This window comes from Candidatus Latescibacterota bacterium, from assembly GCA_019038625.1.
Taxonomy (GTDB): domain Bacteria; phylum Krumholzibacteriota; class Krumholzibacteriia; order Krumholzibacteriales; family Krumholzibacteriaceae; genus JAGLYV01.
Window position 1 is genome coordinate 1 of record JAHOYU010000110.1, and the last position, 13,045, is coordinate 13,045.

The 13,045-nt window shown below is 48.4% G+C and carries 8 protein-coding genes; 6 read left to right on the forward strand and 2 right to left on the reverse strand.

What is annotated here, in order from left to right:
* On the forward strand, positions 1-872 hold an 872-nt coding region (locus KOO63_08465), incomplete at its 5' end, for a glycosyltransferase family 2 protein (GenBank protein ID MBU8921839.1).
* A gap of 11 nt (positions 873-883) precedes the next feature.
* Here KOO63_08465 and KOO63_08470 read toward each other — a convergent pair.
* Both KOO63_08470 and KOO63_08475 read right to left on the reverse strand, forming a co-directional pair.
* On the reverse strand, positions 884-1,831 hold the full coding sequence (locus tag KOO63_08470; GenBank protein MBU8921840.1) for a flippase-like domain-containing protein: 948 nt from the start codon (positions 1,829-1,831) through the stop codon (positions 884-886).
* A gap of 37 nt (positions 1,832-1,868) precedes the next feature.
* Positions 1,869-4,379 (reverse strand): polysaccharide pyruvyl transferase family protein, encoded by a 2,511-nt coding sequence (locus KOO63_08475; protein MBU8921841.1) that lies wholly within the window; start codon positions 4,377-4,379, stop codon positions 1,869-1,871.
* A 252-nt stretch (positions 4,380-4,631) separates the two neighbouring features.
* Between KOO63_08475 and KOO63_08480 the strand changes: the two genes are divergently transcribed.
* The 5 genes from KOO63_08480 to KOO63_08500 all read left to right on the forward strand — a co-directional run bounded on the left by KOO63_08480 (position 4,632) and on the right by KOO63_08500 (position 13,023).
* Positions 4,632-9,848: a T9SS type A sorting domain-containing protein gene (locus KOO63_08480; GenBank protein MBU8921842.1), complete on the forward strand. Its 5,217-nt coding sequence runs from the start codon at positions 4,632-4,634 to the stop codon at positions 9,846-9,848.
* 518 nt (positions 9,849-10,366) lie between these two features.
* A complete protein-coding gene (locus KOO63_08485) occupies positions 10,367-11,011 on the forward strand; it encodes a hypothetical protein (GenBank protein MBU8921843.1) in 645 nt (214 codons plus the stop codon).
* 76 nt (positions 11,012-11,087) lie between these two features.
* The gene (locus KOO63_08490; GenBank protein ID MBU8921844.1) at positions 11,088-11,630 is read left to right on the forward strand and encodes a hypothetical protein; all 543 of its coding nucleotides are present in this window, start codon (positions 11,088-11,090) and stop codon (positions 11,628-11,630) included.
* Positions 11,631-11,804: 174 nt separating this feature from the next.
* Positions 11,805-12,359, forward strand: a complete 555-nt coding sequence (locus KOO63_08495) for a hypothetical protein (GenBank protein ID MBU8921845.1) — start codon at positions 11,805-11,807, stop codon at positions 12,357-12,359.
* Between the two features lie 100 nt (positions 12,360-12,459).
* Positions 12,460-13,023, forward strand: coding sequence for a hypothetical protein (locus KOO63_08500; protein ID MBU8921846.1), 564 nt, complete (start codon positions 12,460-12,462; stop codon positions 13,021-13,023).
* Positions 13,024-13,045 lie beyond the last annotated feature (22 nt).

The window sequence follows — 13,045 nt, forward strand, 5'->3', positions numbered from 1 at the left end:
CCGGAATTCTCCCCTCGGTCCACGGAGTCATAGTAGTCGATGATGGTTCGAGCGACCGTACTGTGGAAGTTGCAAGGCAGGCGGGCGCGGAGGTAGTGAGCCATGGGACGAACCGGGGGGTCGGAGCAGCCTTTATGACTGGCAGAGAGGCAGCGCTGGCAACGGATGCCGATATTATCGTTAACATCGATGGTGACGGACAGTTCGACACGGGCGATATTAAAAAGCTGGTCGATCCGATAGTGAATGGGAAGGCCGAGTTCGTGACAGCCTCGCGGTTCAAGGACCCGACGAAGTATCCCAAAATGACGAGGGTGAAGTTTCTCGGGAACAGGCTCATGTCATGGATGATAAGCCGTATGACGGGCAGAAGATTTTACGATGTATCGTGTGGTTTCAGGGCTTATTCGAGGGAAGCCATGCAGCGGCTGAACCTTTTTGGAGATTTTACATATACACAGGAGCGCTTCCTTGATCTTGCCTTCAAGGGCGTATTGATAGCCGAGGTGGCCGTCGACGTCAGGGGCACGAGAGAGTTTGGGAAGTCGAGAGTCGCATCGAATCTTTTCAGGTATGGCTGGCAGACATTTAAGATCATTATCAGAACATTGAGGGATTTCAGGCCGCTCAAGCTGTTTTCATGGATCGCAGGAGCCCTGTTCATCATGGGACTTGCCCCTTCGGTTTTTCTCACATGGCATTATATCACCAGTGGCAGGTTTTCACCCCACAAGTGGGCCGGTTTTCTGGCTGGATTCCTGATCCTGCTGGCTTCACTCAGTCTAGTCCTTGGATTCATACTGGAGATGTTTGCCAGGATGAGGATGAATCAGGAAGAGATACTTGCCAGGCTGCGTGGGAAAAGGGACTGATGGGGAGTCGATTATCTGTCTGAATCGTCGACAGGTGAATCCGGACTTCTGCGTTTATTCTCCTGCCGATGTTTTTTCTTATAAAGGATGCTGAACAGTCCCGCCAGGGTGAGTTCAGAGGCCAGCGTGACCAGCCGTATGAGAAGTGCGGCAAGCACCGCGTCTTCACTCGGCACGATGAGCGGTAATATAAGGAAGAGCAGCCCTTCTCTCACTCCAAGCCCTCCCGGGGCGAATATAGCGATGAGTCCGCCGAGGCTAGCCGCATAATATGCGCCAGTTATCGCAAGGTAGCTTCCGGCGCCGACCCCTGACATCGAATCGAGAAGCACGAATAGCCCGAGGCCGTGTAGAAGGCCCGGAATCACATAGAGGCCTGTAAATGCCATTATGAGGCGGTAGGAAGGTAGTTTCGCGCTGGTCTTTCTGCCGGTGACCCTCATCAGCAGGGATGCCGCGCGAGTGAGTACGGGGGGTGACAGGATGACTGCGAGGATCAGGATGCCGGCCATTGATGCCCACCTGTATAATGAGGGGAGCGGCACCGGCGGATCGACCGAGCCAGCGAGAGCGAGCAGGAGCGCTGCCGACACGGCGCAGAGAAGCTCAAGCCCTGTCGCCAGGACGACCTTTTCAGGAGGATGTTTTCTGTAGGTTTCGATCCTGACCAGAGCGAGTCCGATCTTTCCAGGGACATAACGGCCCAGCAGGGAGAGAAAATATCCTCTTCCACCCTCCGTTATTCCTGCTCGCAGGCCCAGCGTCGATGCGAGGAAAGACCAGACGGCGAATCTGGTGAGGAAGGCAGAAGTCACAAGAGCTAACGAGAGAAGGACAGGACCTTTTCTGGAAAGGAGTTCTCGAGCGTCGAGGCGGGACAGGCTTTTCCAGGCGAACCAGATCACGGCGGCCATTACTGCTGCGAAGAGTAACCATCTGTATATTTTGCGCATTTGCATTTACTTATCCCGAAAAAGAATGTATTCGATCACCATCTCAGAAATTCAGGAAGAATTTCTGGGCCAGCAGCCAGGGATAGTGGAACGGCCACGGAGTCCTGAGCAGCATGGCACGCAATGGGCCACAGTAAGCTTTCCATGATGCCAGCATCATGAACGAAGAGATATAGTCGTTCCATCTTGGCCTGAGACATGATCTGTCTGAATCGGTCAGCGGGCAATTGGCGCCGGACTGGTCGTAACGAAACTCACCGGACCGCTTTGTGTCGGCTGGCCGCTTCACGCCGAAGAGTCCACAGATCCTCTTTCGGGCCTCCATTCCATATATATGCCATATGACGGCTCTTTTCTGGGCACGGACTGCCAGTGCCGGAGATATTTCGGAGAGTACGACGTTTTTTCTCTGTCCGAGCCCTCGCATGGCTTCGATTCCAACTGCCGTATTTGCCACTGCCATCGATTCTTTTATGTCGCCGCCTTTCAGCTCGGGCAGCCAGGCATCGCCATAACTGATATCGGAATGTCTGGCAAAATGGTCGTCGCAGAAGAAGCACCGCTTCATGCAGTCACTGTAGAGGTTCTGGAAGAGGCCGTATCCCTTTCCGAACGGCAGAGTCATCTCTGAACCATTCCTCATCCTGACCCAGGTCTCGCCTCTCCATACTCCCCTTCGGTAACGGAACGAATCTATCTCTTCCTGTCGTATTCCTTTTAAGGAGAGGAGATCATCGATCAGGCCCCGCCCCGTGGCATGCCCACACCATAGTCCTATCCTGTGGGTGACCTCACCAAGCAGGTCGGGATTCTTCCTGAGAAGACGGTCCAGGGCCTTCCACTGGCAGGGAAGGGCAACGACCGCAAATCTTCCCTCATTTTCCCTGAGTATGGACGTGATTCCACCCAGGTGGTCAAAATCGCTGTAAATGCTTGAACCGCACCCTGTTATATCGTTTATGCTGCGACACAGGACTGTCTTGAAATTCAGTTTCTCTCCCGATGTATCGATTCTGGCAGTTATAGCGCCATCTATCCTCCCTGATTCGATCAGGTCGATCAGAAGGGCCGAGACGAGGCCCCCGGAAGCGGCGGCACCGGTGATGCCCGGGTCGGTGCTGTGGCCGAACCAGGCGGAGGTGAACTCATTCTTATAGAATTGTTCGTAGAGGAGCGAGGCTTTTCTGCCGGGATGGAGAGCCTGGGAAGCCATTATTTCCACACCGGCCTTTTTCTCTTCGAGGTACTCTTTTATATAGGTGAGTTGAAGGGATGCTTTTTCCTTCACCCTGGGAAGGGTGGAGGCGATCGACGCGGATACTTCGGCTCTTCTGCCCAGGAGAGATATTGCCAGTTCGGCCATCCGGGCCGAAGACAGGTCCCCGTCGCTGATGACCATTCCCTCCTGGCCGAACATCGACATGACCTCGCCGTACTTGTGGCTCCAGGAGGGGACTATGCACGGCACTTCTGTGCACAGGGCAGAGATCATTGCATGGAACCTGCAGGCGATGAAGATGTCGAATCCTGCGATGATAGAGCGAAGCATCGAAGGCGAGAGGTCTTCGTCAACCAGGATAACATCGCTATTGGTGATTCTTCCAAGGGGCCCACCTATGTGGGGGACTTCTCTGCAATGGGCAGCTTCGCCCCGATTCTTTTCGAGTTCCCCGATCCTGTCTCGAAGAGAGTGGCATATGTGGTAGTCGTTATTACGGGATCGTTTCGATCTCCCAAGGTGGCTGTGAGCGAGTATCACTATGATCGCGCCTGTCATTTTCCTGGTCTCTACGGCGAATTCCGACAGTAATTCGACGAGATCGATTCCCATTCCGTCGCATTTGTCGGAGAGGACCTGGCTCGGAGCGATACCGATGACCGGTGTTTCTCCGCCTCTCTGGGGGATGTGGGGAGGAGTTTCCGGAAGATCGTCGCCTTCTCCGAGGAGGAAGGCGAGATCCGGTGCTTCTCTGAACCCGGTCAGGCCCAGCTGTGAAAGATTGTTGGCGGTCTTACTGCCTCTGGCGAATACCATCATACATCTTTTCAGCATCTTCCTGGCAGCAAGCCTGTTTACCGGAGTCCTGGCGGGGCCGATCGCCTGGGAGAGCTTGACAACGGGTGTCCCGGTCAGGAGGCCCGGCAGAATACAACTGATATTGTATGCGAGAGCCGCGTATCTTCCATCTATAAAAGAGATTCCAGAGATATCAACCAGCAGGTCGGCTTTCACGATCGATTTGAGCAGGCCGAATGAGAGGAGCGGCCTGACGGGGATGTGCAGAATACGGAACAGCTTGTAGATAAGTGCCATGAAGGGAAGGGCTGCCACCAACATGAGCGGTGGAGCCGGAACAAGACAGGAATCAGGCGGAAGTACAGCTTTTGAGTCTCGCGAAGGATAAACCGATAATATATCGAAAGTTATACGATGGCCTGTAATCTGTCCCAGGTAATTCACTGTACTCTCAAGCATGCCCGCGGCACCCTTGTTTCCCGAAAGCGTTCCACCCGTGAGGGCAATATGCCATTTATCAGGCCTGCTGGATATCATCCGCCTATCCTATCATCAATTGTCATCCCTTGTAAATACCCCTGTTTTACGAGTTGTTGCCGTGGTTGTTTGTTGTGTTCTATACAATTAAATAATAATCATTCTGTTCGGGATATGGAAATATCCTGGGACTGATTCTTCTTTTTTTTCTGCACTTTTATGTGCACCTAAAGTTATTCTTGACAGCTAATCAACTTAGAATTACCCTATGAACAAGCGGTTTATTTTCCACATTTCATTGAAGGGGACAGCATGAGGGCTATACGTTTGTTTGCAGTTCTTGTAGTATTAGTGTGTGTTTCAACCTTTTTCTTCACAGCTACTGCGTTGGCTGATTCAGAGTTGGCCATAGACAGAGACTGGAAAACATCGAGACATGATTCCGACAGACCGCCGACATTATCAGTGATGTCCTCAGACGTTAACAGAACGATCTTTAAACTAAACATCGAGGGGTTCTCCTGGGAGGAAATCGCGACCAGGGACGGCTTCTTCGACAGAATCAGTATAGAGTCATGCTTCAGAACTACCGATACGGGGCATCCTGAACTCCCCTACTACAGGACATACATCGCAATTCCAGAGTGTGACGATGTGACCATTGAGGCAAGAGTAATAAGTCAAAGCCGCCTTGGAGGGATAAATGTGTATCCCGTACCGATTTCCGAGGCCGAACGCGAGCCGATAAGCCAGATGACTCTATTCAATGAGCGATATACACGCAATATCGAATCCTATTCAACAAATGCCTTTTATCCTGCCAGCAGGGTGGAGATTGTAAGGACTTTTAAGATAAGAAACCAGAACGTAGCCGAGATCAGGGTCTACCCGGTTCGTTTCAATCCAGTTGAAAAAGAAGCTCTGCTCGACATGGAAATGGAGATTTCAATCCATCATGATTCTCCCAGAGGGCAGATCAATGTCGAAAACGGGCCGTTTTCCAGTATCTGTGAATTCCTTCTTCCAAATTACTCCGCATTTTCAATGATGCCTGGTAGTGACGGGTCCAGACCTTTCCTGTCTACCAGCCCGGGCAATCTTGCGGAATGTGATGATATGACGGATGCAATCAATAACGATACAGATTATTTAATCATAATCGGTGATTCTCTCTCTAGTAGCATAGATGAATATGACACGCTGACTGCCTGGGAATGGGCTGTCGAGATCGGTAAGAAAAGACGTGATTTCAATGGATTCAACGTCTCAGTTATAAATATCGCTGACATAATAGGTTCCAATATTACGGGCGAGAGTGATTCGACCTTAAAAGAAGCGCTACTGGATTTTTACGATGATAACGATGCCGCGCATATACCGGATGGAAAACTTGCTTACATACTGCTTGTCGGGGATGCTTACACTTGCGATTCGCCGGGATGCGATGAGGAAGACAGGGACTACATAATTCCGACTCATCTAGGTGATTTTTGGAACATAGGTGGTTCTGTTTCTGATTATGGGGCTTCAGATTATTATTATGCTTCCATGGATAGCCTGAAAGATATCACACCGGACCTTTTTATAGGAAGGTTGAGTGTGGATGATGTCGGTGAACTCGGAGCGATAGCAGAAAAAATCATCAATTATGAACCCCACTCAATTCCCTCGGGATCCGATCCCTGGTACAAGGAATTCCTTTATGTCGGAGGAGATTTTTCAAATAATATAAGCACTGTTTCCGAGATGCAGGGTGAGATAGAAGATGTTAGCTACTTGATTCCCACGACATTCGATTATGGAGAGATATATTATGATATTCTTGGATACGAGGCTACACGTGTAGCTATTAATGATTCAATTAATAGCGGCAAAGTGTATATGCTGGAATTGGGACACGGAAATGATTTTTATATGGGTACAGCGGGCCGTCAAACCTGGTGGCCTAATAGCTATGAAAATGTTCAAAATGAAGGGAAATATCCTGTTATATTTGCGATATCGTGTGAGACCGGACGTTTTGATGGAATTACAGGCACTCTAACTCCTCCAGTAACATCGGCAGTCAGCCTTGGTGAAGTTGATGCGATGGATGCAATGGGGGAACGCTTGCTAAATATACCGGGAAGAGGAGCCGTGGGCTTTATTGGTTTTAGCAGGTCTGTTCCTGGTGTAAAACATATCGATCTCTACACTGAGATTCTTTTTTCTCTTCAGTCAACAGTCGGCGAAACGGCTACTGCATATTATTATTATCTTCTGGGTAGTCCGGTTCACTATGAATCTTTGGTCTACTTAGGTGACCCTGCACTAAATACTTTTTTCGAAGAGTATGAGGAAACACCAAGTGATAGTGTGGATCTGGCAATGGACAGGGGTAATGCGTTCAGCTTTGATATTCCCGGTTATGATGAATTGTTTGATAAAGGTAGTTCGAGTCATTTTGTAACAAGAGTAATGAATATTGGACCAGGAGATGCTGAGGATTTTGATGTTCAATTATCAGTAGAAGGAAACGTGGTCGAAACCAAGACAGTCACTCTGCTTGCTGCGTATGATACAATCAATGTGGCCTTTTCATACACGTTCTCGCTGCAGGGTAATCCCAGTATCTCAGTCAATGTGAATCCAGATTCATCTATTTCCGAACTTTATTACGAAAATAATACAGTAGATTCAGTTGTTTCTGTGATGGATATTATTGATGGCTTCCCAGTTGATCTTGCAGAGAAGAGTATAACCTCAAACCCAAATATTATCACCCAGGCTGATGAAATCTCCTTCTTGATTAATAATGGAAATAGCGGTCTGGTAAATGTAAGTGAATCTGGGGACAATTCTTGCAGCGTGACAAATATTGATTTGGAGCATGGATTTCCAATCCCCGTTGGCAGTATTACTTCCGGGAGTTCATTTCAAACAGTAGCAATAGGATATACTCAAGATTCAGTAAACAGAACAATCAATATTTATAATGCTCTAACACTTGAACTCGAAGAGTCGTCATCCTTCACTGTTGTCGAGACGTATCCATTTTCAGGAAAAGGTGTGCTATATGATATCAACAATGATGGAAATGCTGAGATTGTATACATAGAATCTTATTACCCGTTTACGCCCGATCCTTCTTCGCTCCTGTATAAGGGCATTATAAAGATTTTCAAATATGATGGCGATCAAATAACTGAGATTGTTTCGCAGCAACTGGATTATGTTCCAACAGATCTCGCAATTGAGGACCTTGATTTCGATAATACAGCGGAAATTGTGGTAATTGGATTTGTTTCCATAACACTACAGGATTTAAATAGATTTGACACTAAAGTCAATGTTTACAATCTATCAGGATCATCGCTCGTTGATCTTTATGTGAATTCACCTATTGTCGTCGAATATGATGGTCTTTTCACTCCTATTCCTGCCAATGTTTTTGCCGAGTCCGGCAGTGCTGATAGTAAAGTGATGTTTTCGGATATAGATAAGAATGGGTATCTTGATATCGTTTATGGTTTGTTTAGAGATGTTGGGATTCTTCTTTTTGATGAGACGGGATACAGCCATAAGAATGTAAAACTTTTTTGGGATTATTATTTCTACGAAAGTTCCGCAACATCCGGGGTGAAAAATTATAATGAACAGACAATTGTTGTGGCGGCAGACATAATTGAGGATAACGGACGTGAGGAAATAATTGCAAAATTCCAGAACCGTCTTTTCGTTATGGATTACAATCCTGCAAGTGAAGAATTCAGTATCATAGACTCTCTCATCGTGGGATATGGGCATGATATTGTGGCTGGTCCTCTACTCAGCTACCTTGATAATGATGGAACTTTAGATATTGTCATTGGATCAAGGAAACTTGGTTATTACGGAGGTACTGATTCATATTCCATAAGGATCTATAATTACAATTCGGGCTTGGTAGAGAAGCAGGGCTGGACGCCGACAAGGATGTATGGGAAAGATGATGGCAGGTTATCACTAGCAGATATAGATAGTGACGGAAGTACAGAAATTGTATGGCAGACAAAGTCTCAATTATTTGTATTTGCTACTCCATGGTCGAATAGTGGGGGATCGGTCTGGCCCGTGGAAGATGGTAACGAGCGCCTCACAAACAGCAACAAGAGATATATCAGTGGCGATACCGGTGGAAGCAACATAAGCCTGGCTGGATACATCGAGATGCTCGGAGATTTGGTCATCGACGAGGGCGATACGCTGTTTATTGCACCAAGCACGGAGATAGCTGTCAGTACTGAAGACTTTGAAGAGGCCGGAGACGACACGCTTCGTGTCGAGTTGATATGCGATGGATACATGCAGGCGTACGGAACGGAGAACGAACCTGTCACTTTCTATTCGATGGCCACTTCGCCTGACAAAGGTGACTGGTGCGGTTTGTTCTTTACCGAAAACAGTTCAGGAGGAGAGCTGGCCAGCGTAAATATCAGCAGTGTCGACTACGGGCTGAAGAGTCCGGTGACGGTCGAACTAACTGGTTGTGACATATCCAGTTGCGACATCTCTGGTATCTATCTGTATGAGGACAGTACCACCAACGAGAGTACGATCTCATCAACAACCGTCAGCGACGTGACTCAGCAGTATCCGAAGGCTGTAATCGGAATCTATGAATGCGAAGGTACTGTGACGATCCAGGATTGTACAGTAGATTCAGGGGCAAGTGGGATCTGGATCGATGATTCCAGCCCGATCATATCACACACAGAAGTGACCGAAAATAGCAGTACAGGGATTTTTGTCCTCGGGCCAGCAACAGTATCAGACGGACCGACGATCTCTAATTGCACAATCGTCGATAACACTTACAACGGCATTATATTCGTGAATCATCCGGGAATCGTGGATAGTTGTGTCATTACTGATCATAGTCAGACTGGTATCATCTGCACTGAGGCCTTGTCTTGCGTCGAAATCCGGTATTCCCGCATCGAAGACAATACGACGGGGATTCACGCTTTCCTTAACGCTTGCCCGGTCGTAGGAGACAACTCTGCTGGTGAAGGAATGAACAATTCTTTTAACAACAGTAGCTACAACATTCTGCAGACTAACTCCGATACATCGCCGAAAATTATGGCGGAGTATTGTTATTGGGGCACAGCTCCCTTGCAGCTCCCCGATCCATCCAAGATTTCTGGAAATATCGATTTCGTGCCATTCCTTGCAAGTGATCCGTTAATCAGTTATGGCATAAGCCGCAGGGCGGAATCGGAGACACGCCTCTACCTTTACCAGAACTTCCCGAATCCGGTATCCGGTAACGGTACGACGATCATGTATTCAATACCGGTCAATGATCAGAAGGTAACCCTGAAGATCTATGATGTTGCAGGAAGAAGGGTCAGGACTCTCGTTGACGGAGTCAGGGGTATCGGCAAACATTCCATTACTTGGGACGAACATAACGACAACGGATCAAAGGTTGCCAGGGGCATTTACTTCTATCAGCTCGTAGCTGGCGACCAGAAAATTTCAAAGAAACTCATTCTCTTGAGATAGAGGAAAAGGTGAGTGCTATGGGTTAGAGTAATTGCTCTACCACAAATGAGGATTAATTTGTCGAGTACCCGCCTCTATTTGTCCCTCTAGGCTGCGTCCCGGTATCGGGGCGCAGTCCTCATTATCGGCCACGAGAAGCTTCATCCATGCTGGTTTTCCGGTTTTTGACCACAGATATTTTCGTGATTTTCGATTTTGGTTGAATTTTTTATTTTTTTCTAAAATAATTGCCTGTTTCGGAGGATTTCCTGTAATCTCGGGATATTCCCTGAAAGTTCCGGAAATGTCCATCAAGATCGTAGTGAGGGCCTTCATTTCGGTAAAAATACCTGTTCACATAACCCATGTTCAATAATAGGGGTTGACTTTCAGCCACTCCCTATGCTACAATCAGCCTTGTCGAGTAAGTTAACGGTATCTCCAACATGAAGTGCGGAAGGAGGAAGTGGTACCCCCGTGTTACTGTTTCTTTTTAACTCATGGTCCCAAACCTTTCCGGAGGTTTAGGAGGTTAAAAGATGTTCAAAGGAAAAGTTATACTTTTCTCTTTGTTGCTGGTTTTTGCAACCTCGATTTATGCTGGCGATGTTGATCCTTGTCAGAGTGAATTTGGCGCCAGCTGTGCTCTTAGAGTCTCGATCTGCCCCGCCGGGGATTTCGAGTTCATCTATGATGGTTGCGGCACTGGGAACGATTTTCTCTGGCTGAATGCCAGGGACCTTTCTGGCAACGGTATTGAGGGTATTCCCTGGACAGATTACTGGATTCAGGCTTGCGATCCGGCTCAGGATCTCTGCCTGTGTTCAGCTCCGTTCGCTGCGGATGCACTTACCGATGCCTTGGGATACACCGAGATTTCCGGTCGTATCGCCGGCGGTGGCTGTATTCTCACCGACGGTATCTATCTTGCCATCCAGGGCAAGACTCTAGTTGACTTTCCGGGATGTATAACACAGACATGTGTTGACATTATTATTGTCAGCCCGGATCTCAACGCTGACTGTTACGTGAATCTGTCCGATCTCGGTATTTTTGGTCTCTCGTACAACACGGCGACCGGCGACCCCGGTTATGACGACTGCTGTGATTTCAACGACGATACCAATTGTAACCTGAGTGACTTCGCATTCATCGGGGAGCATTACCAGCACGAGTGCTTCTAAGCACAGAGCTGTTTTATCTGGCGACCCTGTGAACATGATTCATCTTTTGGGCTGCATTAAAAAAGGGAGTTAGATTATGAAGAGAGTACTGCTGACAGTTGCTGTTGCTCTCCTGATACCAGGATTGTTGATGGCTCAGGCTCCGACGCTAGGTGTGTATTTCAGCGGCAAGCTGCATACCACCCCCGCGTTGCCGATGACGCCATTTAATGGGTACCTGTACATTGTGCAGGATGCTTATTTCGTCACTGCCGTTGAGTATCAGTTGGTGATGTCGCCAAACCTCATACTTGGTGGCGTATCGTATCCTTCGAATTTCGCGCTTGAGATGGGTGACCCTCTTGCTGGCCATGCGATTACGTTCTGGCCTCCGATGACGGGTTATCCTGATGGTTACGATCTGCTTGCGACATATACTCTGTATACGTCTGCAGATTGCGCGATGATACCGAATTCGACATTGGCGATAGGACCCCATCCTGATAGTGGAGAACTTCGTGGCACGTATAGCCCCGACAACGAAACCTTCCCGATCATCGGCCTGACATCTTTTGTATGTCCTTCCGGTGTCGCGAATGACGATGCAAGTTGGGGTGCGATCAAGTCCTTATACGAATAAGGAAGATGCAATTCGTTGGTTTGTGGCTGGGTGAGAAAGTCATCCAGCCACGGAGCCGCGAAAGGGGGTGATGAGCGGAAGCGAAAGCGCAAGATGCTCAGCCCCGGGATTTTTCTGATACTGACCGGGCTGATTGAATTGTAAATGTTACTTCTTAACCGGGAGTGAATTGGAATGAAGAAAGTTATAATGCTTGCAATGGCTCTGATGCTTGTTGCCGGTACCGTGAGCGCTGGACCGGTGGCTTACATTGGTCTTTATGGCGACGCCGGCCACTTAGTAACAGAGTATATGAATCCGGGCATGACCCAGTTCACGCTGTGGACCTGGGTACTGCCCAGCGACAACGGCGCGATGTGTGCCGAGTATAAGGTCCTGGCGCCTGTTGGCCCAGGCATGATCATTCAGGCGGCTGTAGTGAATCCTCTTGCGACCGTATCGATGGGTTCTGCCATTGGTGCTCCGGGCGCGAGTGTATGTTTTGGATCCTGTCAGACCGACTGGTTCTGGACCTACCAGGTACCTATCTGGAGTACGGACACTGTCGCTGGATTTTTCGAGCTTTTTGCTCATGACGATGCTGGTGGCCCTCAGGTAGCGAACTGTATCCTTCCGGATTATCCTATCGAACCAGCTACTAAGTATACGAAGTTCGGATTGAATCAGGATGGCGTAATTGGATCCGGCACCGCCAGCTGGGGTGCTGTCAAGAGCCTGATCAATGACTGATGACGCCTAGTCATCAATAAAGTTGAAGTGGGAATCTCTCATCCCCGAGAGATTCCCATCTTTTAAGACTACTTGTTATGTTATGATAGGAGTGAGAATTATGAAGAGAGTATTGATGGTTGTTGCAGCTCTCGCTCTGTTAGCTGGCACAGTAAGTGCCGCCGGACCGGTTGCTTATATCGGCCTTTATGCAGATGCAGCTCACACTGCTTGTGAGTACTGGAATCCGGCCATGACCATGTTCACGCTGTATACCTGGGTAAATCCCAGTGACAATGGTGCGATGTGTGCCGAGTATAAGGTTGAGGCACCTGTAGGCCCGGGCATGATCATTCAGGCTGCTGTAGTGAATCCGGGTGCGAGCGTATCGATGGGCGCTGCCATAGGTGCTCCGGGCGCGAGTGTATGTTTTGGAATGTGTCAGACTGACTGGTTCTATACATACTATGTGCCCATCTGGAGCCTGGACACTACCGCTGGTCTTTTTACACTTCATCCTCATGATGTTGCTGGCGGACCTCAGGTAGCGAATTGTATTCTTCCTGATTATCCGATCGAGCCTGCGACGGTTCTGAACAGCTTTGGTTTGAACACGGTTTGTGAAGAAGCTATCGCAAACGACGAAGCAAGCTGGGGAGCAATCAAGAGCATGGTCAGCGAATAAGTGCTGAAATGCTATAGATTAC

What these genes read in the sequence shown, in the direction of transcription:
- KOO63_08480 (MBU8921842.1), top strand. Translation starts at nt 4,632, where the DNA reads ATGAGGGCTATACGTTTGTTTGCAGTTCTTGTAGTATTAGTGTGTGTT.
- KOO63_08500 (MBU8921846.1), top strand. Translation starts at nt 12,460, where the DNA reads ATGAAGAGAGTATTGATGGTTGTTGCAGCTCTCGCTCTGTTAGCTGGC.
- KOO63_08485 (MBU8921843.1), top strand. Translation starts at nt 10,367, where the DNA reads ATGTTCAAAGGAAAAGTTATACTTTTCTCTTTGTTGCTGGTTTTTGCA.
- KOO63_08495 (MBU8921845.1), top strand. Translation starts at nt 11,805, where the DNA reads ATGAAGAAAGTTATAATGCTTGCAATGGCTCTGATGCTTGTTGCCGGT.
- KOO63_08470 (MBU8921840.1), bottom strand. Translation starts at nt 1,831, where the DNA reads ATGCAAATGCGCAAAATATACAGATGGTTACTCTTCGCAGCAGTAATG.
- KOO63_08475 (MBU8921841.1), bottom strand. Translation starts at nt 4,379, where the DNA reads ATGATATCCAGCAGGCCTGATAAATGGCATATTGCCCTCACGGGTGGA.
- KOO63_08490 (MBU8921844.1), top strand. Translation starts at nt 11,088, where the DNA reads ATGAAGAGAGTACTGCTGACAGTTGCTGTTGCTCTCCTGATACCAGGA.